Origin of the sequence: Mucilaginibacter panaciglaebae, assembly GCF_039539265.1 — a bacterium.
Taxonomy (GTDB): domain Bacteria; phylum Bacteroidota; class Bacteroidia; order Sphingobacteriales; family Sphingobacteriaceae; genus Mucilaginibacter; species Mucilaginibacter panaciglaebae.
On sequence record NZ_BAABCV010000008.1, the window covers coordinates 234,039 to 259,190 of the forward strand.

Consider the following 25,152-nt stretch of genomic DNA (forward strand, 5'->3'; position numbering starts at 1 on the left):
AACAAGTATTTTTAGACGTCACTAATCGGTTAATCTTTGGCACAAAAAGCTGTACAAAACTATATTCCGGCTTTAACGGGGGTGCGCGCCCTTGCAGCGTATCTGGTATTCATATCTCACTATTATTACATTTTTGATGATACTTTTCCCCACATTGTGCAACGCTTTCTGGGCGAGTTCCACATTGGGGTGTCTATTTTCTTTGTGCTTTCGGGCTTTTTAATAACTTTCAGGTACTATAACAATTTTCATTTAACTACCCATTGGTTTAAGCAATACCTAAAAAATAGGGTGGCTCGTATATACCCCATGTATGCGCTATTGACCATTTGCGCATTTATATATTATTTCATCACTAAAGACGAAAGCATCACCAAAGGCTATCAAAACCCATTATGGTTAATGGTAATGAATATCACCTTCTTACGAGGTTTCTTTTACCGGTTTTGGGATACGGGTATAGCGCAGGGCTGGAGCCTTACTGTTGAGGAATGTTTTTACTTTTCGGCACCCATTATTTTCCTCCTCGCCAAAAAATACGGTAAGTTTTACATACAGCCGGTTATACTGACAGCCTTTGCCATCGTGATGGTTTTGATATTTAGTCGTGTAGATTGGTGTGGCTTTTTCAGCAACTTCCCTTTTGTAATGCTGTTTACCTTTTTTGGGCGATGCTTTGAGTTTTATGTAGGTGTGCAACTGGCCCGCATTGTTTTAAACAAAGGCTTTAAGCGCACTAATAAAGTTGTTTACACCTACCTGGGTTTTGTGCTGATGTTTTTATGCGTAATGGTGATGGCTTATCAACCCATCCCCAAAGGCTGGAGCGCCGGGGTGGAAAGCCCTGCAGGTATTATTGTCAACAATTACTTCTTGTGTATTGCGGTGGCGCTGTTCTTTTATGGCCTGCTTACTGAAATGACGTTATTACGAAAATTGCTGGCATTGCCCTTTGTCGAGCTGTTGGGTAAAAGCTCCTATATATTTTACCTGATACACTTAGGCTGGATGTATAACCTGATACACCGTGGTACCGACTGGCTCAACGACTACGTGTTTGAACTTTATGATAAATGGGGTGTCGACTGGCACTCGCCTTTTGAATTTGATAAATTAAACCTGTTATACGCGTTTATAATACTAAATGCCATAGCTATAGTGTTGTTTAAAACTATTGAAGAGCCGCTTAATCATTACATCCGTAAATCAAGTTTTCTGATCAGGAATAAACCGTCCAATCCGGAGAATAGCTCTCTTAAAATAAAATAGCGCATGATAGGGAAGTTCACCATGCTTGGATTTTTAATTGTTACGTTGCTATTGATTAATTCGGCAACCGCATTGGCGCAGTCTGAAGAGGAAGAGCCTGGGAAAACCGCGCTTGCTGATGAAACTGAGATATCGACAGTGATCACTCCATCCAGCAAAAACGCAATATTTGACGCCGTTGCCAAATACACTTTTGAAGTAAGGAACCCGACAGATGATGACCAAACAGGCAAAATATCGTACACCCTTATTGATGAGAACGGTATAAAAATGCGCACTGACTCCGTCAAGGTAAACGTCCCGAGAAAAAGTATCGGTAAATATGATTTTGATATCCCCGGCAAAGGGCCAGGCTTTTATAAGGTAAATTTCATGATCAACACCTCTGATTACGACGATACCCTGCATAAAGTTTTTGGCGTAAAGCCTGAGTTGATCAAATCTGAATATAAAGCCCCGGCTGATTTCGATACTTTCTGGCAAAAAGCAAAAGCCGATCTGGCCAAAATAGCCCCAAAATTTAAGACTACCTATATGCCCGACATGAGCACCAAAACATGTAAGGTATATTTGGTTCAAATGCAATCGTTGGATAATATTACTATACGTGGATGGCTAACAGAGCCCGTGAGCCCCGACCCAAAACATAAATTTTCGGTAGTGCTTGCGCTCCCCGGCTATCAGATAGATCTGTCACCTATAATGACTATTGACCCTGACTTTGCCTTCCTGGCACTTAATGTGCGCGGACAAGGCAACAGTCGTGAGTTCATTAATACCCGTCACGATGAGTTTGTGTTACACCACCTTGACAATAAGAACAAATACGTAATGCGCGGGGTTATAATGGACTGCATACGTGCTATGGATTTTTTATATACCAGAAGTGAATTAAAGCACGATAACATATTTGTTAAGGGTGGTAGCATGGGCGGCTTTTTAGCAATTACAACTGCAGCTTTAGATAGTCGGGTTAATTTATGTTCGGCTCAAAGCCCGGTGTTTGCAGACATGCGCAGCCTGATAAAAAGGGTAACCTTCCCCATCAAATCCATCCAACAATACCTTAAAACGCAACCAGGTTTAACCTTAGACCAGATCATGAATAACTTTGATTATTTTGATGTAAAGAATTTCGCGCCCAAGGTTAAATGCAATTTTATGATGAGTATAGGCTTACTGGACACTTACGTTCCTCCGACAAATGATTTTGCTGTTTATAATAGCATGACGGCCAAGAAAAAAATAATGATATTCAGGGACCGCGGGCACGACGTTAGCCCAATTTATACACAGGCAGAGCTTTCATGGATACATGACCAATTTGGCTTGTATTATTGATTATATGTAATGAGCGCTAAAAAAACACAGTTAATAATATACCTCAAGCTACTTGTGCTGGCAGTTGCCCTTACCGGATTTCAAACCGCATTCATAAATGCTGCCCTAGCTCAGGCGCACGATTCATCCGCTGCCCAAAAAGAAGAAGTCAGTAAAGAAGCCGGCGTCGACAACAATAGTAATGATACAGAGAACGAGGACGAAGGCGAAATCTCAACCGTGTTAACCTCTGGCGATAAAAATTCTCTCTTTAACGATAAAGCTAAATATACTTTCGAAGTAATAAACACTACCGGCGCCGACCAGATTGGCAAAGTATCATACATAGTAACTACCGAAAAAGGCGAACGGCTTTTTGAAGATTCTGTCAAAGTCAAAATCGCTAAACAGAGCACCGAAAAATACAACTTTGAGATCCCTTCAAAGGGTGTTGGTTTTTATAAGGTAAACTTCATGATCAACGTTAGCGATTACGATGATACCACCCGCCGGGTCTTCGGCATTAAACCGGAAAAAATAGAATCACGCTACAAAAAACCAGTTGATTTTGATCAGTTCTGGCAGAAGACTAAAGATGAACTGGCCCGGGTTAAACCACAGTTTAAAGTGACGGCCATGCCTGAGTTGGATAAAGATAACCGCCATGTTTATTTGATCGAGATGCAGTCGTTAGGGGACATGACCATCCGCGGGTGGATGACGGTTCCTATTAACCCTGATCCGGGTAAAAAATTTGCAGTGCTTTTAGGTTTGCCGGGGTACCAGGTTTCATTGGAACCTCTTACCGGTCTTGATCCTGATCTTGTAATCATAACGCTCAATGTACGCGGTCAGGGAAACAGCCGAGGCCCGGTTGATACCCGACGGGACGAATATATAGTATACCACATTGAAGATAAATACAAGTATGTAATGCGCGGTGCAATTGCTGATTGCCTGCGCTGCGTCGATTTCATTTGCGAACAGCCTAACCTTCGGCATGACCAGATACTGGTATCAGGTGGCAGTATGGGTGGCTTTTTATCGGTAGCAACCGCAAGTTTAGATAAGCGGATTAAGCTATGTTCGGCACAAAATCCTATTTTATGTGATATCCGGGGTATGGTGGGCTCAGTAAAATGGCCCATAAGCTCTATACAGCAATATGTAGGCACCCAACCGGGATTATCGTTTAACACCATACTGGATAATTTGGATTATTACGATGTAAAGAATTTTGCAACTAATTTAACATGCCCAACCATCATGGGTATAGGTTTACTTGATCCATTTGCACCACCTGATAATGAATACGCTGCTTATAATAATATAAAGCCGGCTAAACGTATAATGGTATTTAAAGACCTGGGGCATGAAATTACCACGGCGTATAAAGAATTAGAGGGCCGCTGGATGCGCGACGCTTTTGGATTATTTTAAAGACATAATATGAAGTTTACTAAATCCCGACTAAGGCAATTGCTATTAACGGCGGTATTTTTTACCACAATGCTAAGTAAAAGTTATGGCGGCGCTTTCCCTGTGAGGCCCGGCAGTTGGTTATTGTCACCGTCAATAAATTACTTTTTCGCCAATAAAGGATGGGATTCTCTGCGTAGGCTCAGTTCTTTTGCCAATCGTGGCGAGTTTCGGTCCATCAGCTATTCTTTGTATACCGAATATGGTTTAAGCAGACGCTTTACAGTCATTGGCCAGTTGCCTTTTGTAAACAATAACTATCATGATACCACGGGCTATAACAGCCAAAACAACGGCTTTACCGATATGGAGGTAGGTGTCAGATACTATGCCTTTAACATCAATTATATTTATTATTTTTCTGTACAAGGCACCTTTATACAACCGCTGTATACAAACAATGTAAACCTTGGCTATGGCGAGCAGGGTGCAGAGATCAAAGCATCCTTTGGGGGCAGCGGCCACCTGTTTAGTAAAAACTATTATTTTACTTTAGAGAATGGCGTACGCCAGTACTTTGGTTCGGCAGGCCCTTTACAAGATCGATATACGGGTACTTTTGGTTTAACCTTAGACAAGCGGTTTAAACAACAAATATCAGCCACCATCGGAGGCTTTTATTCTACCAGCAGTTTAAGTGCTGGTTATGACCCTACTCATATTGCGGGTAACAAAAACTTTGTATTTAACCAGGCATCATTAAGTTATGGATACTCTATATCGCAAAAAATTTCGGTATTCGTCTCGGCAAGTACATTTATTAGCGGGCGTAATACCGGCGACGGGTCAAGCGTATCCGCATCACTTATTTTAAGGCCTTTTTAGTGCATCAAAACATAATGAGATCGTTTCTTATATTATTGCTTTTACCTTTTTATTGCCTGGCTCAATCTGCCGAACCTTTGATACAAACCGGCAATAGTAAAGCCGGAAAGAAAGACTACCAAGGTGCTATTACCGATTTTACAAGGGCTATTGCTATTGATGCTAACAATGCCAAAATTTATTTCTATCGCGCCAATGCCTACTCAGCAATTAAAGATTACCCATCGGCTATAAAAGATTTCAATAGATCGGCACAGCTTGACCCGGCAAATGTTACTATGTTTTTGTATTACTACCGGGGCAATGCTTACAATGGCAACAAAAATTACAATGAAGCATTGGCCGATTATAACAAGGCGCTGAGCTTGAGTCCCGGTAATGCTATTTTATACCATTACCGGGCCGACGCTAAGTCAAATCTTGGCGATTATAAAGGGGCGATCGAGGATTTTAACCGGGCTATAGCCATATCGCCGGCCGATCCTTCTTTATACGAATATCGCGGTGTTGCGAGGGCCAATATCAGTGATCTTAAAGGCGCTATTGCAGATTATAACACAGCAGCTAAACTTGATCCGGAGAATGCGGATATTGTTTTTTACCGGGCAAACGCAAGAGGTAACATACCTGATTTTAAAGGTGCCATTGCTGATTATAACAAAGCTTTGGCTATGGACCCCAAAAACAGCGATGCACTTTTTTACAAAGCCAATGCCGAAGCCGCCCTGGGCGATTATAAAGCGGCTATAGTTGATTATAAAAAGACTATTGAGCTGGATCCTAAAAAGCCAAACGTATACAAATACCTGGCTAATGCCTTAGGAAGTATCCATGACGAAAAGGCGGCTCTGGAATATTTTGCCAAACTGATTGAGAAAGACCCGAACAACGCCTTGTTGTATTTATATGACGGTATTGTTAAAAGCAACCTTAATGATAAAGAAGGAGCTATTGCTGATTTTGATAAAGGTATTGAGCTCGACGAAAAGAATACGGAAATATACCAAAGCCGGGCCGACGCCAAATATAATATCAAATTATACGATGAAGCCATTGACGATGCCGACGAAGCTATTGAACTTGACCCAACTAATAGTTTTGCATATACCACACGCGGCATGACGAAACTAAAACAAAACGATACTACCGGTGCAATGGCCGACTTGAACAAGGCGATTGAATTAAATACACGTAACGATTACACCTATGCTATACGTGGCGAGCTGCGCACTATACTTAAAGATTTTCAGGGTGCATTGGCTGATTTTAAAAAGGCTGTAGAGGATAACCCGAGTAACCCCGAACATTATTTAAGACGCGGAGATGCCTATTTAAAGTTAGGCAACCGGACACAAGCTCTCGCTGATTACCGGAAAGCAGGTGAGATGGGATCTAAAGACAATAGCTTATATCAGCGTTTAGGGGCATCGATGGCTAAGGGTAAATTGTTTACAGAGGCTAAGGAAATTTTTAGTAAACTGGTTAAAACCGATCCTGATAACGCGTACTACTATGCCTTGCGTGGTATCGCTGTGGAAAACTTAGGCAGGGTTGACTCGGCAATAGCCGATTATAACGAGGCACTTAAAATAGATACCGGCCTGGCTATAGCCTACCAAAACCGCGGACATGCCAAGGCAACGCTAAAAGATTTTGAAAGCGCTTTAAAAGACATTAATAAAGCCATTAGCATACAAGGCGATGATGACAAGGCCTTCTTTTTACGTGCAAATGTAAAAATGGAACTGAAAGATTATGAGGGTGCTGTAGACGATTATAACAGTACGTTGTTTATCAACATCGACAACATTAAAACCTTTGCTTATCGCGGTTACGCCAAAAGCTTCATACCAGATGCAGAGCGGATAGAAAATGATTTTCAATACGCGCTAACGCTCGACCCTAAAAACGACGACATATATGTGCTATGGGGCGATGCTGAGGTGAACCTCAAAAACACTGCGGCATCAATGAACTATTATAGTAAGGCAATTTCTTTGGATCCTAATAATCCGCAAGCGTATTATAAACGCGGTATGCTAAGAATCAAACAAAACGACAAAGCTAATGCCTGTACAGATTTAAATGCAGCCGCAAAATTAGGCCTGAAAGACGCTCAGGCTGCCGTACAGCAATATTGCAAATAGGGTTATCTGCGGTATATCCCAAACAGGCCATTAATCATTTTTTCGCGATAGGCAAAGATCTTCAAAATTTTTTTGCGCACCAGCAACGAGTTGCTTAGCCGGCCTATGACCCCATAGGGAATGGCATAATTGAGTATATCTGCCATGTGCACTCCACCATCTATCGCTTTAAAATGATGTTCATGATGCCATAAGGCATAAGGGCCAAAACGTTGTTCATCCACAAAATATTGCTGGTCTTTAATATGAGTGATCTCAGTCATCCAGTCCATTTTAATGCCAAATAGCGGCTTTATTTTATAGGTAATGATCATGCCTTCGTATACTTTGCTTTTGACGTCAAAGGGCGATGTTACTTCAAATCCTGTCGTTGGTGGGGTTATCTTAGCAAGATTTAATGGCGATGTAAAAAAGTCCCAGCTTTCGGCCAGTGGAATGGGCAGATTCTGCTCAAATTGTAGTCGATATGTTTTCACGGTTAACTCCGAGCAAAAACTTAGCCAGTAATGGGTATTATAGTACTAATTCAATATTAGGATCCCAGAAAACTTTATCAAAATCCTGCACCTGGTCATTCATCACTTTTACGCCCTCAGATTCCAGTAATTGCCGCATCCTGTCACCTCCAAAATGAAACTTGGCGGTAAGCAATCCCTGGCGGTTTACCACCCTGTGCGCCGGCACCGGCGGCTGCGCCGAGGCACAAGCTTGCATGGCATAACCAACCATTCGCGATGAGCCTTTTGTTCCCAGGTAATTCGCTATTGCCCCATAAGATGTCACACGGCCGACAGGTATCTGCCGGGCCACATCATATACGTTATCATAAAAATTATAATCTGGCATAAGGGCTACTATTGAAATGAGAATTTAAGATAATTGATATTCTTGTTATCTGCCAAATATTTCTTTTCGTAATAGGTTTTGATAGATAGCACCTCATCGGCAAACTCTGAATGGTATAAGTCAGCTGTATTAACGTGTTCTTTCAGACTCAGTTCGTCAATCTTTTCGGCGGTGTAAGCATACAAACCATCATTATCGGTTTTCAGATTTACGAAACCGCCAGGCCTTAATAGCACTTTATATTTCTCTAAAAAGCGTGGTGATGTTAATCGCTTTTTCTCGCGGCTTAACTGTGGTTGCGGATCGGGGAAAGTGATCCAGATTTCATCAACTTCGCCGGGTGCAAAGTAATCCAGCAGGTTTTCAATTTGTATACGTAAAAAGGCGACGTTATTTACACCATCCTCAATTGCTGTCTTGGCACCGCGCCAAATACGGTTGCCCTTATAATCAATGCCGATAAAATTCTTATCGGGAAAAAGCCTTGCCAGGTTCACGGTATATTCACCCTTACCACAAGCCAGCTCTAATACCACCGGGTTATCATTCTTAAAAAGCTCTTTACTCCACGCGCCTTTGTAAGGCTTCCCGGCATCCAGTTGTAAAACGTTGCCAAAGTTTTCTATTTCGGCAAAGCGTCTTAGTTTGTCTTTTCCCATATACCCCTCTAAATCTCCCCAAAGGGGGAGATTTATCCTATATAATAATTCTGTTATTGTTTTGTTATGTCTCCCATAAAAGCATCCCTTTCGGCAGGTTGAGGGATCTTACTTTATTCCATAATGATCGGCCATCAAGCCTTCAAAAACCCCTGTCGGCAATACTTTCTTTAAAGTGACGGCTATGGTTTGGCCAATAGCGCCCACCAGGTATTGATGGGCCGGGCTGCTTTTGCTTAATATTTTTACCAGTTGCTTGCCAATAGCAATCGGGTCGGCACCGGCGTTCTCATCTTTTTCGATATTGGTTATCGCGATATCGTAGTTGGCTTTCAGTTTCTCATTATCCACTGTGAATGGAATTTTCTCGCGGCTGCCTGTAAACTCAGTTTTAAAGTCGCCCGGGTTGATTGTAGTAATCTTGATACCGGTTTTACGCAGTTCCATACGTAAGCTTTCAGAATAACCCTCGATAGCATACTTTGACGCTACATACATACTTTGGTAAGGCAAACCAAACAAACCAGCCAATGAGCTGATGTTAATTACCAGGCCGCTGCTATTTTTCAGCATCTCCGGGATAACAACGCCACACATACGTACTACACCAAAAAAGTTAACTTCAAATTGCTGCTTGGCCTTATCAACAGGCATAGCATAAGCCGGGCCTGCAATACCGTTACCGGCATTATTTACCAATACGTCTATACGCCCTTCGGCTTGAATAATTTTAGCAACAGCGGCTTTAGCAGATGCATCGTCCGTTACGTCCAGTTCGATCAGGTTAAAAGGCACGTTTACTTTTTTTGCAAGATTACGTGTGGTGCCATAAACGGTGTGTCCGGCTTCATGTAAAGCAGTGGCGCTGGCCAAACCTATACCTGATGAAGCTCCCGTTACAAGAATTACTTTTTTCATTGTGTTGCTGAAATAAAATTTAAGTGTGCAGGTTAGTGCTCCCAAAGATATAATAATGACAGACAATATGGAGCGTGTTTTTTGCAGTGACCTGTGGCAGCGATATCGGCCACGCCTTATACCTGCGGGCGTATCAGCGAAAAGCCTGCCCCGAAGGTAATACCCACCCAATCAAGAGCCTATCATACCTGCGCAATAATCATCAAACGAACAGCTTACATTTCACATTCACAAGGGAATGTGTTACCTTTGCATCTCAAAAAAAATAAATTTAAAACGCTATGTCATCAGTAGAGACCGCTTACACCAAGTACAAAGTAAAAGACATTTCTTTAGCCGAATGGGGCCGCAAAGAGATTTCTTTAGCAGAAGCAGAAATGCCGGGCCTCATGGCTTTACGCCAGGAGTTCGGAGCTTCAAAACCATTAAAAGGTGCGCGCATTGCAGGCTGCCTGCACATGACCATCCAAACCGCCGTGTTAATTGAGACACTGGTTGAGTTAGGTGCAGAAGTTACATGGTCATCATGTAACATTTTTTCGACTCAAGACCATGCTGCCGCGGCTATTGCTGCTGCCGGTATCTCTGTTTACGCCTGGAAGGGCCTGAACGAGCAGGAGTTTGACTGGTGTATTGAACAAACATTGTTCTTTGGCGAAGACCGCCAGCCATTAAACATGATCCTTGACGATGGTGGTGATTTAACCAATATGGTATTTGACAGATACCCTGAGTTAATTGCCAACATTAAAGGCTTATCAGAAGAAACCACTACCGGTGTTCACCGTTTGTATGAGCGCATGAAAAATGGCACTTTGCCCATTCCTGCCATTAATATTAATGACTCTGTAACGAAATCAAAGTTTGATAACAAATACGGTTGCCGCGAATCGTTGGTTGATGCTATCCGCCGCGCTACCGACGTAATGATGGCCGGCAAAGTAGGCGTTGTCTGCGGTTATGGCGACGTGGGTAAAGGTTCTGCCGACTCATTGCGTAATGCAGGTGTACGTGTTATTGTTACCGAAATTGACCCTATCTGCGCATTGCAAGCGGCTATGGAAGGTTACGAAGTTAAAAAATTGAGTACCGCTATTGCTGAAGCTGATATAGTTGTTACAGCTACCGGTAATAAAAACATCGTTCGCGAGAAACACTTCCGTGCTTTGAAAGACAAGGCTATTGTTTGTAATATTGGCCACTTTGATAATGAGATTGACATGGCATGGTTAAACAGTGCTTATGGCAATACTAAAATTGAGATCAAACCTCAGGTTGATAAATATACTATTGAAGGTAAAGATGTTATTGTTTTGGCCGAAGGCCGGTTGGTTAACTTAGGTTGCGCTACAGGCCACCCTAGCTTTGTAATGAGCAACTCGTTCACTAATCAGACTTTGGCTCAATTAGAACTTTGGACAAATAGTTCGGCTTACGAAAATAAGGTGTATACCTTACCAAAACATTTGGACGAAAAAGTTGCCCGTTTACACTTAGCTAAAATTGGTGTTGAATTAGAAGTTCTTGACCAGGATCAGGCTGAGTACATTGGTGTAACTGTTGAAGGTCCGTTTAAACCGGAGTACTACCGTTACTAAGGTTTAGGCCAAGATTTAAGATAAAGAGAGGGCATGGTCTGAGGATCATGCCCTTTCTTGTTAGATGCCGATCATCACCACCTCATTCTCCCATCCTGTCAATCGTTAGCGTAGTATCTTTGCGATGACAGAGCGAGTGGTTTTCCGGTTTGTCCTTTCTTGCTATAGCTCAAAATGACAACGGCGATAAGCACTCTTTTAAAACAAGAAAGCCCGCCGCTGATAGCGACAGGCCTTCTTGTATCGCTTTTATTAAACCTTACAGCTCAAACTTAATCGCGTTAAACAGCAACAATGCGTCGGCTGGTTTGGCTTTGTCATTTTTGAATACGAAGTAGATATCATGGATACCTGTCGTTTCTTTGATATCAGTTTTGGTCCAGTTTTGATCTTTAGGTTTCAAATCCAGTTGTTCAAATGATGCCGAACCAATCAAGGTGCCGGTTGGCGAATCAACATGTACCTCAATAGTACCACCTGGAGTATTCTCTAAAGTAGTAGCGTAAGCAGCCAGTTCCATTTGTTTAATAGCTGTTAAGTCAATCTTTTTGAACTCAACATAGCTGTTATTACGGCCAATTACGTTTGTCGAGCCATCTAAACCGTTAACCTTGGTAAAAGCGTTTTTAATTACCGGTGCGGTAGCCGCATAAACCACGGGGTTATGCAGGATGATGGTTGTCGCTGTAGTTTGTTTTGGAATGTTTTTATTGCCCTTGTCCGTATAAGCGGCGCGGATAATATAGCTGCCATTACCATTATCATCTGCAGGAACATTCGGTGTGAAGGTGCCTTTCAACGGCATAGTGTTGATATTGTTATTGGTAACGTTCATAATATAGTTAACAATAGTGTGTGCGTCAGCCAGCGCAATACCAGGGTGAGCCGGCATATCTACCGGACGGTTCCAATGACCATGACCGCCACCGCGAATTACGTGTGCCAGTCGCTCCATTTCCTTTTCGTCGCCTTTATATTTGGTGGCTATATCGATAAAACTCGGCGCCACGTTAACAGCATTAATACTATGGCAGTTTTTACAATCAGAACTACCAATTAAAGCTTTAGCAACCGCAAATTGGGTTGAAGCATCAACACTGCTTTGCTCCTGCGCTACCTGTACATAATCAAATCCTTCAGAGGTATAATTAATGCTCATCGATACGTGATCCGGGGCGATACCGCCCGACGTCAGGCTACCATCCTCTTTATCGCTTACAGTTACATTATAATCAAATGATTTCCCATTAAAGTAAAACGAGTGGTTGCCGCTCAGGTCAACAATAACCTGAGGTGCCTCATTACCGGCAATAATCTTAACCGTTTTAGTATTTTTCGCACCGTGCGAATCTGTAACAGTTAAAGTTGCCATGTAAACACCGGCTTTGGTGATAGTGACCGCAGGATTTGCGCCCGGATACAATTTGGGAGCAACACCTGGTGAGGTTAATCTCCAGCTGTATTTTAACCGGTCGCCATCAGCATCAAAAGTACCCGCAGATGAAAGTGTGATTTTAAGCGGAACTGTACCGCCTTGTTTATTAGTTGACGCCATTACCACTGGTTTGCGGTTACCGGCATTGTACTCAATACGTACCAGTTTAGCATTGTCGCTTTTACCAAACCACACGCTACCATATTCCAACACGTACAGATCGCCGTCAGGGCCAAATTTCATGTCAATTGGCTCAATAGGGTGATAGCTTGGCAGAAATTGCTCCATGCCCTGGTAATCGCCGTTAGCCTTCATAGATATCGCCATGATCCAGCCACGGGCCAGATCGGTAGCTAACCATTTCCCTTCGTAATATGGAGGCCACGGGCGTTTAGCTAACGGGCGGTCGCTTTTGTGATATATTGGGCCACCAACTGCACTCCGGCTACCACTACCCACCAACGGAAACTCGGTTGAAGCAGCATATGGATAATAAATAAACGGCGGAGAAACCGGCGGCAACTGCGTTAAGCCGGTATTGTTAACCGAAGTATTCATAGGTTTCTTCGGATCTTTGGCAGGGCCAGCCTCGCCATCGGTGTAGTTAAAGATCGGGTATGGTACATTCGGACCAACAAAATACGGCCAGCCAAAGAAACCCGGCTTGCGCGCCTGGTTCAATTCGTCATAACCTTTAGGGCTTATCTCACTATCTTCCGTAGCATCCGGACCAATATCGCCCCAGTATAACCAACCGGTTTTGCTGTCGATAGAAGGTCTCCATGGATTACGATGCCCCATAGTATAAATCTCAGGACGGGTTTTAGGTGTTCCTTTTGGAAACAGGTTACCCGCAGGGATGGTGTATGAACCATTTGGCTCAGGGTGAATTTTCAATATTTTGCCTAACAAGCTGTTAGTATTTGCTGTGCCGCGCTGGTCATCCCAACTTACCCTGGCAGGTCGCTCGTCAGTTGATGATGATAACAACGCGCCGGTATTGTTACCAACCGTAAGGTAAAGGTTATGCTTAGCATCCCAGGTCATACCACCGCCTGTGTGACAACAAACCTCGCGCTGAGTTGCAAACTCCAATATTCTTTTTTCTGAACCTTTTACCAGAGCGTCATTCTCAAATTTCCAACGGGTAAGCATCCATTTCTTTTCGGTTGGGTGCGCGTAAAAGGTATATATAAAATGATTTTTGTCGAAGTTTGGATCTACGGTCAAACCCATCAAACCCTCTTCGGCCTCAGTTACCTTACCTTGTGCACTGGTATATTTGGTATTAACAGCCAGCGTGGCAATGGTTTTGGTCATCTTCGTAACAGGATCAAACAATTTGATAGCGCCTTTACGCTCGCTGATCAATACGCGGCCGTCGCTTAATACCTCAAAAGTATTCGGCTCGTCCAGGTCGCCTGGGCGGGTCAGTGTAACCGGGGTAAAGCGGCTTTCATCAGGTTTTTTAGGATCATCATTTACAAACGATATCGTTCCAATACCTAACAATGCTATAGCAGATATTTTAATTATGGCTTTATTGCTAAACATGATAATTTTTTACGGGGTTTTATACGGGCGGTAAATATAGCAATTGCACCGTAACACTTCAACGCTTATTTGTCCTGGTTATTGGCAAATGGGTGTTTGTAAACAAAATGTTATGATTGAGCAGGTGATACTTTCCTTTTATTCCTAATGATTGACACCGTCATTGCTTTTCTACGCCGATTTTAACATTTAAGCAACGAAAGGAAAGGCAGTCTCCTAAACTACACCAACTTGAATATCGTATTGCACACGCAGGCCATCTTTCAGCCAATTGTTGATAAGTTTTAGTTTAAACTATAGTTAAATAAATTGTACCTTAGGGATACACCTAATCCGAGAAAGTATAAACCTAAAACTGCGACCGATGCAAGTAGATATTCAAGAAGCGATCCTGAATGAGATCGAACATGCCAAGAATTTTTTATTGATCCAGGACGAAGATATTGAGCTGATTAAAAAACGGCTGAATTTGATAACAGCTAATCAGCACCAATAAGTTATTATATTAATCCGGCTATTCGTTTCGTAAACTTTTTACAGGATTAACTATAGCTGCTTTAATGCTCTGGTAACTTACGGTTATCAACGTTATAGTCAACGTGCCCAACTGTTTCGGCAAACAACCACCACGGTAAATTAGTGCGATAGCTGAAAGCCTGCAACCAGTGATACATAAGATAATAAGCTATGGCGCACCCTGACACACTAATGAGGCACTTATTACTACCTCTATTTCTTGTCAGTAAACCTTTCATCCTTTTCGCCTAAAAAAGCTACTTTTGCCCTATCATGAGCGAAGAAAGATCATTAAATTTTATTGAGGAGATAGTTGAGGAAGATTTGGCGAAAGGCACCAACGGAGGCCGGGTTTTAACCCGTTTTCCGCCTGAACCTAACGGCCATCTGCATATTGGCCACGCAAAGTCTATCTGTTTAAATTTCGGATTGGCAAAAAAATATAATGGTCAAACCAATCTCCGCTTTGACGACACCAACCCAACCAAAGAAGAAACCGAATACGTCGACAGTATTAAAGAAGACGTAAAATGGCTAGGTTTTGATTGGGCCGCAGAGTTGTATGCTTCTGATTATTTTGAGCAGCTATATGATTTCGCTGTTCAACTGATAAAAAAGGGGCTGGCTTATGTAGATGATAGCACAGCCGAAGAAATTGCCGTGCAAAAAGGTACTCCTACTGAACCAGGCATACCTAATCAATATCGCAGCCGCAGTGTAGAAGAAAACTTGCAGCTATTTGCCGAAATGAAAGCCGGTAAATACCAGGATGGTGAAAAAGTGCTGCGCGCCAAGATAGACCTGGCGTCGCCAAATATGTTGCTGCGCGATCCGTTAATGTACCGGATTAAACACGCGCATCACCACCGCACAGGGGATGCCTGGTGCATTTACCCGATGTATGATTTCGCACATGGTCAATCGGACGCTATCGAGCATATCACGCACTCAATCTGTACATTGGAGTTTGTTCCACACAGACCATTATATGATCTGTTTATTAAAGAGCTGAACATATTCCCGTCAAAACAATATGAATTTGCCCGCCTGAACATGACCTATACGGTGATGAGCAAACGCAAGTTGATGCAACTGGTGACCGACGGGCATGTTGAAAGCTGGGACGACCCGCGTATGCCGACAATAAGCGGCCTGCGTCGTCGCGGTTATACCGCTGCTTCTATTCGTGAGTTTTGTGAACGCATTGGTGTAGCTAAACGCGATAACATGATCGACGTAAGCCTGCTTGAATTTTGTATCCGCGAGGATCTTAACAAAACCGCCTGGCGCCGCATGGCTGTGTTAGACCCAATTAAATTGATCATTACCAATTACCCGGAAGGGCAAACCGAAACGTTGCATGGTGAAAACAACCCTGAGGTTGAAGGTGGCGATGGCGGACGCAATATCCCTTTTAGTAAAGAACTGTGGATTGAGCGCGAGGATTTTATGGAAGAACCTCCAAAGAAATTCTTCCGTCTGGGGGTTGGGCTTATGGCACGCTTAAAGAATGCCTACATTGTAAAATGTGAGGACTTTAAGAAAGATGCCGACGGCAAAGTTACCGAGATTTACTGTACCTATATTCCTGAATCAAAATCAGGCAGCGATACCAGTGGCATCAATGTAAAAGGCACCATCCATTGGGTAAGCGTATCACATGCTAAAACTGCCGAGGTTAGGTTATATGATCGTCTGTTCAGGGTTGAAGACCCATCAAACGAAGATGGAGACTTCAAGGAATATTTGAACCCGGAGAGTTTACATATATTACCAAACGCTTATATCGAGCCTGACCTGGCTACTGCCGTTTCGGGCAAAGGTTACCAGTTTATCCGCAAAGGCTATTTTACTTTGGATAAGCATTCAACTACTGACAAACTGGTATTTAACCGCACCGTGACATTAAAAGATGGCTGGACAGTTAAAAAGTAACACCTTCTAACTATTGTCATTTCAAGCATAACGAGAAATCTTACACAAGGAATTAGCCAACGTATAAGATTTCTCCGTTTGGAAATGACATTTTATAAAAATCATACTTTCCTGCCCTTTAGGGGTGTATTTAATACTTTTGATAGACATTATATAGCACATTCAAATCCAACTGACTTAATTGTGCTGTGCTGTTATCCTGCACAAAGTGGCGCTTAAAAGCTATTATAGCAGCATTTAAATCTGAAGTATCATAACCGATTAAGCGCAAGGCAGTTTTATAATCAAAGTTTTCCGGAGCCAGTTCTAAAGCATCATCGCTCCAATAGCCGAAGCCATTTTGCGCTAACAACTTCCAGGGAAACAACGGGCCGGGATCGGGCTTGCGCTTCGGCGCAAAATCCTGATGGCCCAGGAAATTAGCCGTTGGTATATTATAGGTTTTTTTAAGCTGAGCAAGTAATAGCAACAAGCTCTTGATCTGCGCATCGGTAAACGGTTCTGACCCGTTGTTGTCCACCTCGATACCTAAGGAGATACTATTCATGTCGGTAACGCTACCCCACTTGCCCAAACCGGCATGGTTTGAACGCAAATAATCATTCACCATATGATATACTTTGCCGTCCTTACTCACTACGTAGTGTGCGCTTACCTCGGTACTTTTAATGCTGAAGGTGCGAATGGTTTGCTGTACCGAATCCTGTGCGGTAAAATGGATGATGACATAATTGGCCTTACGGATGCCAAAATTCACCGAAGCCACCCATTCAGATGGCGTTGTAATAAGCCCGGTGCTATCCATTAATACCGCAGGTTGCTGCTGTTTAAGCCAACCCAGCAGCGAATCAGTTTTAGCGGTGTAAATGCTGTCTGTTGTAAAATGCGGGCCGCGTATTACTGGTGGTTTATTTGCACTTGTGTTATTGCCTTTATTCACTTTAGGCGAGCAGGCTATCATCAACACACCGATGGCCGATAACAAAATGTAAACAGATGAGTGCTTTTTGTATTTTACCATTTAGCTAAATTATGTTATTCGGCCTATTGCCGTGCCAAATACCTAAAATATTATTACTTGCGGTTGTACCTTCCTGATCAAACAAATCCAATTATTGGTTTGATCTGTCATCTTTAATCTCTGTATTAGCGAAGGTATTACCTTGTTTGATATCGCCGGTATCATATCCCTTTTTAAACCAATACGCTCGTTGCGCACTGGTACCATGCGTAAAGCTATCTGGCGTTACACGGCCCTGGTATTTTTCTTGCAAGCGGTCGTCACCGATCTGATGCGCGGCATTAAGCGCCGAGTCGATATCTGCCCGCTCAATTACAATGTTGTTGTAATGATTCAGTGCCTCATAATGCGCCCATAGGCCTGCATAAAAATCGGCTTGCAATTCCAACTTTACAGAAAGCTTATTGTATTCGCGTTCACTCAGATTTTGCCGCGCTTCGTCCATTTGCTGCGAAACGCCTAATAGATTTTGTACATGATGACCAACCTCATGAGCAATTACATAAGCTCTTGCCGACTCACCCGCCGCACTGAAGCGGTTTTCTAATTCGTCAAAAAAGGACAAGTCCAGGTACACACGACCATCGGCCGGGCAATAAAACGGGCCGGTGGCCGAGGTAGCATACCCACAACCCGCGGCGTCAACTGCATCAGTAAACGTATGTAAAACAGGGTGCTGATAAGTTTTACCCATGCTGCGGAAGATACTATCCCAAACAACGGTTGTTCCCTGGAAAACCACACGGGCAAATTGTTTCTCCCGGTTTTCACCCCCACCGGGCACCGTATTGATCTGCTGCGAATTTGGCGAGTTACCCGTATTTAGCAATTGTACGGGATTAATACCGGTGAAGAGATAAATAACCGCACCAATCAAGCCAACAATACCTCCGCCAAACAGCAATCCACGGCCCCCGCTCCCGCTGCTGCCTTCTTCGTAATCGTTACTTTCATTACCACCTAACCATCGCATAATTTATACTGTTTTGATGTTTTGTTAACAGTAGCGGCGGTGGGATTGTTTGCTACACATAACTTAACCACCACTGTCTGTGCTCGTGTTTGTACTTCATAAACCAGCGGCACGGGAAGTATAAGATAGTGACTATACTGAGCCAAATCACATAAACCCAACCCAGACTAAGCCCGGCAGGCCCCGGCCCCGGAAGCAAACTTTTTGGCAGATCGATAAAGTGTCCCAACACAATAGCCGACAAATGGATCACATATAGATGCAGGATATAATAGAATAACGGAACACGGCCAAATACCACAAAAATGTCTGTAAACCTATTGCCTCTGCCCTCAATAAAAGCCAGGAACAGCATACAGGGGCCAAGAGTGATGAGCAGGTAATCTAAAGACGGCGGATATTTGGTTACATTGATAAACGATAATACAGTGCGATGAATATTGCCCTGATAGGTCCAGATATTGGGGTCTCCATAAATATTAAAATATCTGATCACTATAAACAAAACCAGGCTTAACGCACCTAAGCCAATCAGCATGCGTTTTCGCCTGGCAGTGTCAATGGTAAACAATTTACCAAAAACATAACCTGCTGACATAACGCCTACCCATGGAATGAGCGGATACAGTACAAATATGTCCTGACCTAAAATATGAACTATGCCCTGCACATGCAGAAACGTCCACAATGTTTTTTCGCTTGTGGACATTGCCGCGATGTTGACGCTATCAAACAAGTTATGACCAAAAATTAATATCAATCCCAAAGCACCGACAACGCGCAATGGCAGATACACCAAAAGGCCTAATATCATCATGCTAACACCAATAGCCCAAATTACCTGCAACAATTGGCCACCGCCCCAGCCCCAGCGTATTAATGTAAATTCAAGAATAATCAGCCACAACCCGCGCGACAACAAAAAGTTAGATGCCTGTACTTTGGTCTTGCCACGATTCAGCGACAAAAAAGCACCCGTACCCGCCAAAAACACAAAGGCAGAAGCACAATAGTGTGTAATAAATCTTGTCAAAAACAAAGTGGTTGATGCATGGGTTAAATCAGTAGGGGCGTAACTAAGTGAGGTATAGAAATCGCGCGTATGGTCAATTGCCATAAGGGCCATAACAACACCGCGCAGAATATCAATTGAATCAATACGCTTTTTAGGAGTTTCGGCCAACAGATTCATGACAATAGTTTAATGAATCTAACTTACACATAATCTGCTTATTATCATCTATCAGAACAGAAACATGTATATAAATTAAATAGGACTCTCATTGCTGAGAGGCCTATTTAATTTACGACCTGCCGCGCAGAGATCGTTACGCTACGCTCACGATGATAGCGATTGTAGAGACGCGATGCATCGCGTCTCTACGCGTTATTCTGTTTTTGTAGTTGCATGCGAAAAATCAAAAGGAACAACAACCTTAAAGCTGACATTGCGGCCCATATTAAAAATACCCCGCTGCACACCTTGCGGCGTATCTGGGTTATCAAAGTATTTTAAACGGCTCATGTTTGATTGATAATTAACGTTAGTCAGGTTGGTGCCTTCTATGTAAAGCTCTAATACCTTTTTACCATTTGCATTTACCAGGTTACCACCTAAGCCTGCGCTTAGCAAATTGTAGCCTGCGGTGTAGGTTTCAGTACCGTAAGCAGAGAAAAACCTGTCCTGCGCGCTATAATGATCAAGGCCAACAAAGGCATAGATACTTTTGATAAATGAAAATCCCTTGGCAAAAGTTCCACGCAGCTCAGAGTGTGTATGCAATGGTGGTATAAATGGAAGATATTTCAAACTATCGGCCACAGGGCTACCGTTACCCAGGTTTTTACCATAAGTAAGCGCCAGGTTATTTTCAAAATGCAACCATGAAGTTGGGTGGATATCCAGGCTAAACTCTCCGCCGCTTATACGGGCCTTACTTTGCGTATAAGTGAATATAGTATATAGCGGATAATTTGGGTTAATAGCCGCGCTGCCATCAGCGTTCAATACCTGTTGCTGATAAATGTAATTCTCGATATCATTATTGAACAACTCGACGCTGGCTGATACATTTGGCAAGGTAAGGAAAGCACCGATATCTTCTTGCACACTAAACTCCGGTTTAAAATTGGCATTACCCACGTGATATATCTGCGAACCGGGATCCGGTCCGTTAGCTGACAACTCGGCAATACTTGGTGCCCTGAAACCACGGGACACATTAGCCTTCAGCAAAAATGCTGACGAGAAATTGTAAGTAGCACCCACGCTGCCTGAAAAACCTGTAAAATTTTTATTCAAGACATCAAATTGTTTGATCACGCCGTTGGCGGATGGATTGCCACCTGTGTATAGCTGTGGATATTTATAACTTAGGGTGTCAATATAAGCGGGTTGCCCGTTGAATGAACGGTAATCATACCTGGCGCCCGCGGATATATCCAGCCTGCCAAAGCTCTTTTTAATCGCAGCAAACGGCCCTACATCAAACTGATGATAGGCCGGGATAGGGAAATCAGTAGCGCTGCTAATTGTATTATTTTGATACTGTCCATTAACGCCAAAGGTAGTTTCATATCCATCACCGAAGGTTTGGTTATATTTCAAGTCATAAGTATAGGTTGACAGGTGCAGGTTTAAGCCCGATACATCGCTATCCTCAGGATGCGTATACTCACGCCGGTGACTAAACTGGTAACCCAAGTTAACAATCAGGTTAGCCCCGTTACCTATGATAAAGTTGCTGTTATTATAGATGCGATATAACTGCACATGCTGATGTAAAACCGGGACAGCATATGAGTTCAATTCACCATTTGATACAATTGGGCGGGAAGCGTCGTCTTCGGTAACCTGCTTGGTGAACTTACGGGTTAATGGGTCGCGGCTGCCGTCAGGGATAGCTTGCTGATCGTCGAACAATGAGGCATGGAAATAGGAGTACCCCCATGACTTATTCAGACCGGCCATCAGGCGGGCATCGCGCTCTTTATAGTTAGTTCCGTATACCCTGCCATCATGCTGATTCTGGTAGTTTTTCGATTCTTTGGCTGACAGTACACTTCCCCAAATAAAACCATTATTGTTTCCCTGCAATCTCAATGAGTTATTGACGGCACCCGCATTGGTACCAAACGAACCCATTACAGACCCCGACATAGTACCCACCTGCACCGGCGGCGGCGATAGCAAATTAACCACCCCACCAATGGCGTCCGACCCATAGGTCAAGCTAGCGGGGCCCTTAATTACTTCTACACGATCAACAGAGTTTTGATCTACCTCGACGCCGTGCTCATCGCCCCATTGCTGGCCTTCCTGGCGGATGCCATCCATTAAAGTGATAACTCTGTTATAGCCCAACCCATGGATAAATGGTTTAGAAATATTTGGACCGGTAGTTACCGCACTTACTCCGGGGATACTAGCGATCATATCAATGACGTTGCCTGCGGCAGCACGCTGGTCAATAAATGCCTTGCTTACAGCAGCCATGGGTATAGGGCTTCTCTTTAATTCGGTAGCGTGGCTTACGCCGGTAACCACTACTTCGCCCGCTTCTATGAATGAGGCTTGCAATTGAATATTGAGGGTTTGCATTTTAGAGAAATCTACCTTTTGCACCACACTCGAATACCCTACGCAGGTAACCTGTACCAGGTAAGTCCCCCTGGATACAATGTTTAGGGTAAATTTACCGTTGGCATCAGTAATAGTGCCCGTTTTTAAATCAGGAATGTCAACGGTTGCGCCTGCAATAGGCGAGTTATCTTTTTTGTCGGTAACGGCGCCCGTAATAGTAGCTGGAGCTGTATCTGCAGCGTTTGTATATAATGAGTTTGCCAGCAGAACAAACAGCAAGCTCCATATTTTTATATAAGACTTCATTTTTAGATAATGTATGTTAAGTACGGTCCATTATTTCTAACTGGCACGTATCGTTGCTCTTAAATGTAAACTGGATAAGGTTGACCTATGGCCGATAAAGTTTAGCAGGATGCTGCAATCGGCGGAGCGCGACCGGCAGACAGAATCAACGCAATGCTTACAAAAGCATACTTGTAACCCTTATAAAAATGCTTTGTAACAATATTAGGACCGAAATAAGAATAATGGTCAACTATCGCATTAATATGGTGCATTGCATCACAAATCGAACATTTTTCCTGCACGATGGTGTGCGAAGTGTTTTTGCTTTCAATTTTGGCCTTAGTACCAATGCCGGCAATAATTTTATGCTGGTGTGTATAAACGATGTATTGCCCCGCTATAAAACAGGTCAATAACAGCCACGAGTAAAAAATATTTGCCTTGCTTTTTTTCAAAATAAGCTGATGCTTTTTTTAAATCACCGGCAAAATTAAGCATTAAAACATAAAATCAATATTCAAAAGCAATATTGTTGCAAATACAAATGCTTTTTGTCTGCAAACAGACGCCGCATGAATGTATATTTGCTGACATGACACCTGCAGAGATCAACAAAAAATATATAGAATTACAAGAAAGAATTGCTCAGGATTTTGACAGCGAGAAGCCCGACGTTAAGGTATTGCTTTTTTTGATAGGTGTGCAGGAACTTGGACAGGGCCCGCGCAAGTTTAGCAAACGACAAAAAGAGGAACTGATGCACATTGCCACCTGCAAATTATTCAGTATGATGGGGTTTTATGAGCTGGAGGGTTTAGATCAGGACGGCTGGCCGCACTGGAAATTAGTGAAAACCATTCCGAATTATACACTTCTTGAGCAAGAACTGCTAATGAAATCGCTGATTGTAAATTATTTTGAGGAAGAAATTAATTGATATTATGAAAAGATTACTTACCCTTATCATTTTGCTGACCGCAGCTGCCGCATTTGCCAAGCCTCCAAAAAATCAATATGTGCGTATTAGTACGGCTTATGGATCATGCATTATCCGCCTGTATAACGAGACGCCTAAGCATCGCTACAATTTTCTTAAGCTGGCTAAACAGGGCTTTTATAACGGCACTTTATTTCACCGGGTGATACAGAATTTCATGATCCAGGGTGGCGACCCGGACTCGAAAGATACCACCAGGAACAAAGCCGGCGCCGAGTTGGGGAATGGTGATGTAGGTTATACCGTACCTGCCGAATTTAACGACAGCCTATACCACAAACGTGGTGTGCTTGCTGCTGCCCGTGACGATAACCCCGCAAAAGCCTCAAGCGGATGCCAGTTTTACATTGTAGAAGGTAAACGTTTTACCGATGCAGATTTGGATAAGCTTATAGCCACCCGCCGTATGGGACGTCCTATCCCTGCATCGCAGCGCGAGATCTATGAAACCATTGGCGGCGCCCCGCATCTTGACCAAAACTATACCGTTTATGGCGAGGTAGTTACTGGCATTGATATGGTTGACCGTATTGCAGGCGTGAAAAAAGACGAGCGCGACCGCCCCTTGGTTAATGTGCCGATGACAGTGACCGTGTTATCAAAAGGTGAGTGTAAGGATCTGGACAAGATATTGGGATTGAAGGATTAACGACCAATTATAAGATTGATTGATTAACAGGATATTTAATAGATTAAATTGGTTTAATTAGATCTCCTGTTTAGAAGTATAAAATTTAATGAAGATCATTACCTATAACGTCAACGGTATCCGTTCGGCGATCAATAAAAACTGGCTGGCCTGGTTGCAGGCTACCAACGCAGATGTAGTTTGCCTGCAGGAAATAAAAGCCACACCCGACGTATTATCCGACCTGCACCTGGTAGAGGCCTTAGGTTATCAGCACTATTGGTTTCCGGCCGAAAAGAAAGGGTACAGTGGGGTGGCTATCTTAACCAAGCGCACACCCAAACATGTCGAATATGGCTGTGGCATTGCTGACTTTGACCGCGAAGGCCGCAATCTCCGTGTCGATTTTGATGAGGTGTCAGTTATGAGTGTTTACTTTCCTTCCGGCTCAAGCGGCGAGGAAAGACAGGCCTTTAAATTCAGGTTCCTGGCGGAGTTTGGTAAATACCTGACCCTTTTGAAGGTCGATCATCCTAATTTAGTGATCTGCGGCGACTATAACATTTGCCACCGCCCTATTGATATCCATAATCCTAAATCGAACGCTAATTCGTCTGGTTTTTTACCCGAAGAGCGTGAGTGGATGGAGGACTTTATAGAGTCGGGATATATCGATACTTTCCGCCACCTGAACAAGGAGCCGCACAATTATACCTGGTGGAGCTTCCGTGCCAATGCCCGTAACAAGAACCTGGGCTGGCGCATTGATTATGCCATGGCGAGTAAAGCGCTGGAAGACAACATCAAGCGTGTATCCATTTTGTGCGAGGCCAGGCATTCGGACCATTGCCCGGTATTACTCGAATTGGAATTTTAAACCGTTATAACAGACACAACAGTTAGCCGCGGCGTAGTGATCCACGTGAATATATATCACTTTGGATCAATTGGATCACTCCATAACCACAACCAAGTAAAAATCAGGCTATTGCGATTTAAGGCCCGGCGTTTTGGATCACTTTGGATCACTTTTTCTGACTGACCCGTCCTGAAAAAAGTTTACAGATTTGGTTGTTAATACTTAATTGAATTTACACTTTTAATTTAGTACTGAAATAAGTTTACACTATTTATCTGTCGATAGCTACCTTCATTTCGCTA

General features: G+C 43.1%; 21 protein-coding genes. 11 read left to right on the forward strand and 10 right to left on the reverse strand.

Annotated elements, in window-relative coordinates:
• The first annotated feature begins 36 nt into the window (after nucleotides 1–36).
• The 5 genes from ABD772_RS12690 to ABD772_RS12710 are packed head-to-tail and all read left to right on the forward strand — an operon-like array spanning nucleotide 37 to nucleotide 7,040.
• Complete coding sequence (locus tag ABD772_RS12690) at nucleotides 37–1,269, forward strand: acyltransferase family protein (RefSeq protein WP_345104931.1); 1,233 nt, start codon at nucleotides 37–39, stop codon at nucleotides 1,267–1,269.
• A 3-nt stretch (nucleotides 1,270–1,272) separates the two neighbouring features.
• Nucleotides 1,273–2,610, forward strand: a complete 1,338-nt coding sequence (locus ABD772_RS12695) for an acetylxylan esterase (protein ID WP_345104934.1) — start codon at nucleotides 1,273–1,275, stop codon at nucleotides 2,608–2,610.
• Nucleotides 2,611–2,619: 9 nt separating this feature from the next.
• A complete protein-coding gene (locus ABD772_RS12700) occupies nucleotides 2,620–4,029 on the forward strand; it encodes an acetylxylan esterase (protein ID WP_345104938.1) in 1,410 nt (469 codons plus the stop codon).
• Nucleotides 4,030–4,038: 9 nt separating this feature from the next.
• Nucleotides 4,039–4,893 (forward strand): hypothetical protein, encoded by an 855-nt coding sequence (locus ABD772_RS12705; RefSeq protein WP_345104940.1) that lies wholly within the window; start codon nucleotides 4,039–4,041, stop codon nucleotides 4,891–4,893.
• 14 nt (nucleotides 4,894–4,907) lie between these two features.
• Nucleotides 4,908–7,040: a tetratricopeptide repeat protein gene (locus ABD772_RS12710; protein ID WP_345104943.1), complete on the forward strand. Its 2,133-nt coding sequence runs from the start codon at nucleotides 4,908–4,910 to the stop codon at nucleotides 7,038–7,040.
• A gap of 2 nt (nucleotides 7,041–7,042) precedes the next feature.
• On the opposite strand, the gene ABD772_RS12715 is transcribed toward ABD772_RS12710, so the two are convergent.
• From ABD772_RS12715 to ABD772_RS12730, 4 genes are all read right to left on the reverse strand, one after another.
• Entirely contained in the window at nucleotides 7,043–7,516 is a 474-nt protein-coding gene (locus ABD772_RS12715; RefSeq protein ID WP_345104946.1) for an SRPBCC family protein, read from the reverse strand.
• Nucleotides 7,517–7,553: 37 nt separating this feature from the next.
• Nucleotides 7,554–7,886, reverse strand: coding sequence for an MGMT family protein (locus ABD772_RS12720; RefSeq protein WP_345104948.1), 333 nt, complete (start codon nucleotides 7,884–7,886; stop codon nucleotides 7,554–7,556).
• A gap of 8 nt (nucleotides 7,887–7,894) precedes the next feature.
• Nucleotides 7,895–8,545 (reverse strand): tRNA (guanosine(46)-N7)-methyltransferase TrmB, encoded by a 651-nt coding sequence (gene trmB / locus ABD772_RS12725; RefSeq protein ID WP_345104951.1) that lies wholly within the window; start codon nucleotides 8,543–8,545, stop codon nucleotides 7,895–7,897.
• Nucleotides 8,546–8,653: 108 nt separating this feature from the next.
• Complete coding sequence (locus ABD772_RS12730) at nucleotides 8,654–9,463, reverse strand: SDR family oxidoreductase (protein WP_345104954.1); 810 nt, start codon at nucleotides 9,461–9,463, stop codon at nucleotides 8,654–8,656.
• 281 nt (nucleotides 9,464–9,744) lie between these two features.
• Here ABD772_RS12730 and ahcY point away from each other — a divergent pair, with 281 nt between their 5' ends.
• Nucleotides 9,745–11,061: an adenosylhomocysteinase gene (gene ahcY, locus ABD772_RS12735; protein ID WP_345104957.1), complete on the forward strand. Its 1,317-nt coding sequence runs from the start codon at nucleotides 9,745–9,747 to the stop codon at nucleotides 11,059–11,061.
• A 259-nt stretch (nucleotides 11,062–11,320) separates the two neighbouring features.
• Here ahcY and ABD772_RS12740 read toward each other — a convergent pair whose 3' ends face one another.
• Nucleotides 11,321–14,050, reverse strand: a complete 2,730-nt coding sequence (locus tag ABD772_RS12740) for a PQQ-dependent sugar dehydrogenase (RefSeq protein ID WP_345104960.1) — start codon at nucleotides 14,048–14,050, stop codon at nucleotides 11,321–11,323.
• A gap of 364 nt (nucleotides 14,051–14,414) precedes the next feature.
• Between ABD772_RS12740 and ABD772_RS12745 the strand changes: the two genes are divergently transcribed.
• Both ABD772_RS12745 and ABD772_RS12750 read left to right on the forward strand, forming a co-directional pair.
• The gene (locus tag ABD772_RS12745) at nucleotides 14,415–14,546 is read left to right on the forward strand and encodes a hypothetical protein (RefSeq protein WP_345104963.1); all 132 of its coding nucleotides are present in this window, start codon (nucleotides 14,415–14,417) and stop codon (nucleotides 14,544–14,546) included.
• A gap of 293 nt (nucleotides 14,547–14,839) precedes the next feature.
• The gene (locus ABD772_RS12750; protein ID WP_345104966.1) at nucleotides 14,840–16,501 is read left to right on the forward strand and encodes a glutamine--tRNA ligase/YqeY domain fusion protein; all 1,662 of its coding nucleotides are present in this window, start codon (nucleotides 14,840–14,842) and stop codon (nucleotides 16,499–16,501) included.
• A gap of 130 nt (nucleotides 16,502–16,631) precedes the next feature.
• Here ABD772_RS12750 and ABD772_RS12755 read toward each other — a convergent pair whose 3' ends face one another.
• The 5 genes from ABD772_RS12755 to ABD772_RS12775 form a co-directional block, all read right to left on the reverse strand.
• Nucleotides 16,632–17,522 carry an N-acetylmuramoyl-L-alanine amidase gene (locus ABD772_RS12755; RefSeq protein WP_345104969.1) on the reverse strand — a complete coding sequence of 297 codons (891 nt, stop codon included), beginning with the start codon at nucleotides 17,520–17,522 and terminating at the stop codon, nucleotides 16,632–16,634.
• Between the two features lie 91 nt (nucleotides 17,523–17,613).
• On the reverse strand, nucleotides 17,614–18,495 hold the full coding sequence (ypfJ, locus tag ABD772_RS12760) for a KPN_02809 family neutral zinc metallopeptidase (RefSeq protein WP_345104972.1): 882 nt from the start codon (nucleotides 18,493–18,495) through the stop codon (nucleotides 17,614–17,616).
• 52 nt (nucleotides 18,496–18,547) lie between these two features.
• Nucleotides 18,548–19,687, reverse strand: coding sequence for an acetyltransferase domain-containing protein (locus ABD772_RS12765; protein WP_345104974.1), 1,140 nt, complete (start codon nucleotides 19,685–19,687; stop codon nucleotides 18,548–18,550).
• Nucleotides 19,688–19,882: 195 nt separating this feature from the next.
• Nucleotides 19,883–22,384 (reverse strand): TonB-dependent receptor, encoded by a 2,502-nt coding sequence (locus ABD772_RS12770; RefSeq protein WP_345104976.1) that lies wholly within the window; start codon nucleotides 22,382–22,384, stop codon nucleotides 19,883–19,885.
• Nucleotides 22,385–22,485: 101 nt separating this feature from the next.
• Nucleotides 22,486–22,821 carry a hypothetical protein gene (locus tag ABD772_RS12775; protein WP_345104978.1) on the reverse strand — a complete coding sequence of 112 codons (336 nt, stop codon included), beginning with the start codon at nucleotides 22,819–22,821 and terminating at the stop codon, nucleotides 22,486–22,488.
• 137 nt (nucleotides 22,822–22,958) lie between these two features.
• Here ABD772_RS12775 and ABD772_RS12780 point away from each other — a divergent pair, with 137 nt between their 5' ends.
• The 3 genes from ABD772_RS12780 to ABD772_RS12790 all read left to right on the forward strand — a co-directional run bounded on the left by ABD772_RS12780 (nucleotide 22,959) and on the right by ABD772_RS12790 (nucleotide 24,868).
• Nucleotides 22,959–23,303 (forward strand): hypothetical protein, encoded by a 345-nt coding sequence (locus tag ABD772_RS12780; protein WP_345104981.1) that lies wholly within the window; start codon nucleotides 22,959–22,961, stop codon nucleotides 23,301–23,303.
• Nucleotides 23,304–23,307: 4 nt separating this feature from the next.
• On the forward strand, nucleotides 23,308–24,012 hold the full coding sequence (locus tag ABD772_RS12785; RefSeq protein ID WP_345104983.1) for a peptidylprolyl isomerase: 705 nt from the start codon (nucleotides 23,308–23,310) through the stop codon (nucleotides 24,010–24,012).
• 88 nt (nucleotides 24,013–24,100) lie between these two features.
• The gene (locus tag ABD772_RS12790) at nucleotides 24,101–24,868 is read left to right on the forward strand and encodes an exodeoxyribonuclease III (RefSeq protein ID WP_345104986.1); all 768 of its coding nucleotides are present in this window, start codon (nucleotides 24,101–24,103) and stop codon (nucleotides 24,866–24,868) included.
• The last annotated feature ends 284 nt before the right edge of the window (nucleotides 24,869–25,152 follow it).

What these genes read in the sequence shown, in the direction of transcription:
- ABD772_RS12695 (WP_345104934.1), top strand. Translation starts at nt 1,273, where the DNA reads ATGATAGGGAAGTTCACCATGCTTGGATTTTTAATTGTTACGTTGCTA.
- ABD772_RS12700 (WP_345104938.1), top strand. Translation starts at nt 2,620, where the DNA reads ATGAGCGCTAAAAAAACACAGTTAATAATATACCTCAAGCTACTTGTG.
- ABD772_RS12705 (WP_345104940.1), top strand. Translation starts at nt 4,039, where the DNA reads ATGAAGTTTACTAAATCCCGACTAAGGCAATTGCTATTAACGGCGGTA.
- ABD772_RS12710 (WP_345104943.1), top strand. Translation starts at nt 4,908, where the DNA reads ATGAGATCGTTTCTTATATTATTGCTTTTACCTTTTTATTGCCTGGCT.
- ABD772_RS12720 (WP_345104948.1), bottom strand. Translation starts at nt 7,886, where the DNA reads ATGCCAGATTATAATTTTTATGATAACGTATATGATGTGGCCCGGCAG.
- trmB (WP_345104951.1), bottom strand. Translation starts at nt 8,545, where the DNA reads ATGGGAAAAGACAAACTAAGACGCTTTGCCGAAATAGAAAACTTTGGC.
- ABD772_RS12730 (WP_345104954.1), bottom strand. Translation starts at nt 9,463, where the DNA reads ATGAAAAAAGTAATTCTTGTAACGGGAGCTTCATCAGGTATAGGTTTG.
- ahcY (WP_345104957.1), top strand. Translation starts at nt 9,745, where the DNA reads ATGTCATCAGTAGAGACCGCTTACACCAAGTACAAAGTAAAAGACATT.
- ABD772_RS12740 (WP_345104960.1), bottom strand. Translation starts at nt 14,050, where the DNA reads ATGTTTAGCAATAAAGCCATAATTAAAATATCTGCTATAGCATTGTTA.
- ABD772_RS12745 (WP_345104963.1), top strand. Translation starts at nt 14,415, where the DNA reads ATGCAAGTAGATATTCAAGAAGCGATCCTGAATGAGATCGAACATGCC.
- ABD772_RS12750 (WP_345104966.1), top strand. Translation starts at nt 14,840, where the DNA reads ATGAGCGAAGAAAGATCATTAAATTTTATTGAGGAGATAGTTGAGGAA.
- ABD772_RS12755 (WP_345104969.1), bottom strand. Translation starts at nt 17,522, where the DNA reads ATGGTAAAATACAAAAAGCACTCATCTGTTTACATTTTGTTATCGGCC.
- ypfJ (WP_345104972.1), bottom strand. Translation starts at nt 18,495, where the DNA reads ATGCGATGGTTAGGTGGTAATGAAAGTAACGATTACGAAGAAGGCAGC.
- ABD772_RS12765 (WP_345104974.1), bottom strand. Translation starts at nt 19,687, where the DNA reads ATGAATCTGTTGGCCGAAACTCCTAAAAAGCGTATTGATTCAATTGAT.
- ABD772_RS12770 (WP_345104976.1), bottom strand. Translation starts at nt 22,384, where the DNA reads ATGAAGTCTTATATAAAAATATGGAGCTTGCTGTTTGTTCTGCTGGCA.
- ABD772_RS12780 (WP_345104981.1), top strand. Translation starts at nt 22,959, where the DNA reads ATGACACCTGCAGAGATCAACAAAAAATATATAGAATTACAAGAAAGA.
- ABD772_RS12785 (WP_345104983.1), top strand. Translation starts at nt 23,308, where the DNA reads ATGAAAAGATTACTTACCCTTATCATTTTGCTGACCGCAGCTGCCGCA.
- ABD772_RS12790 (WP_345104986.1), top strand. Translation starts at nt 24,101, where the DNA reads ATGAAGATCATTACCTATAACGTCAACGGTATCCGTTCGGCGATCAAT.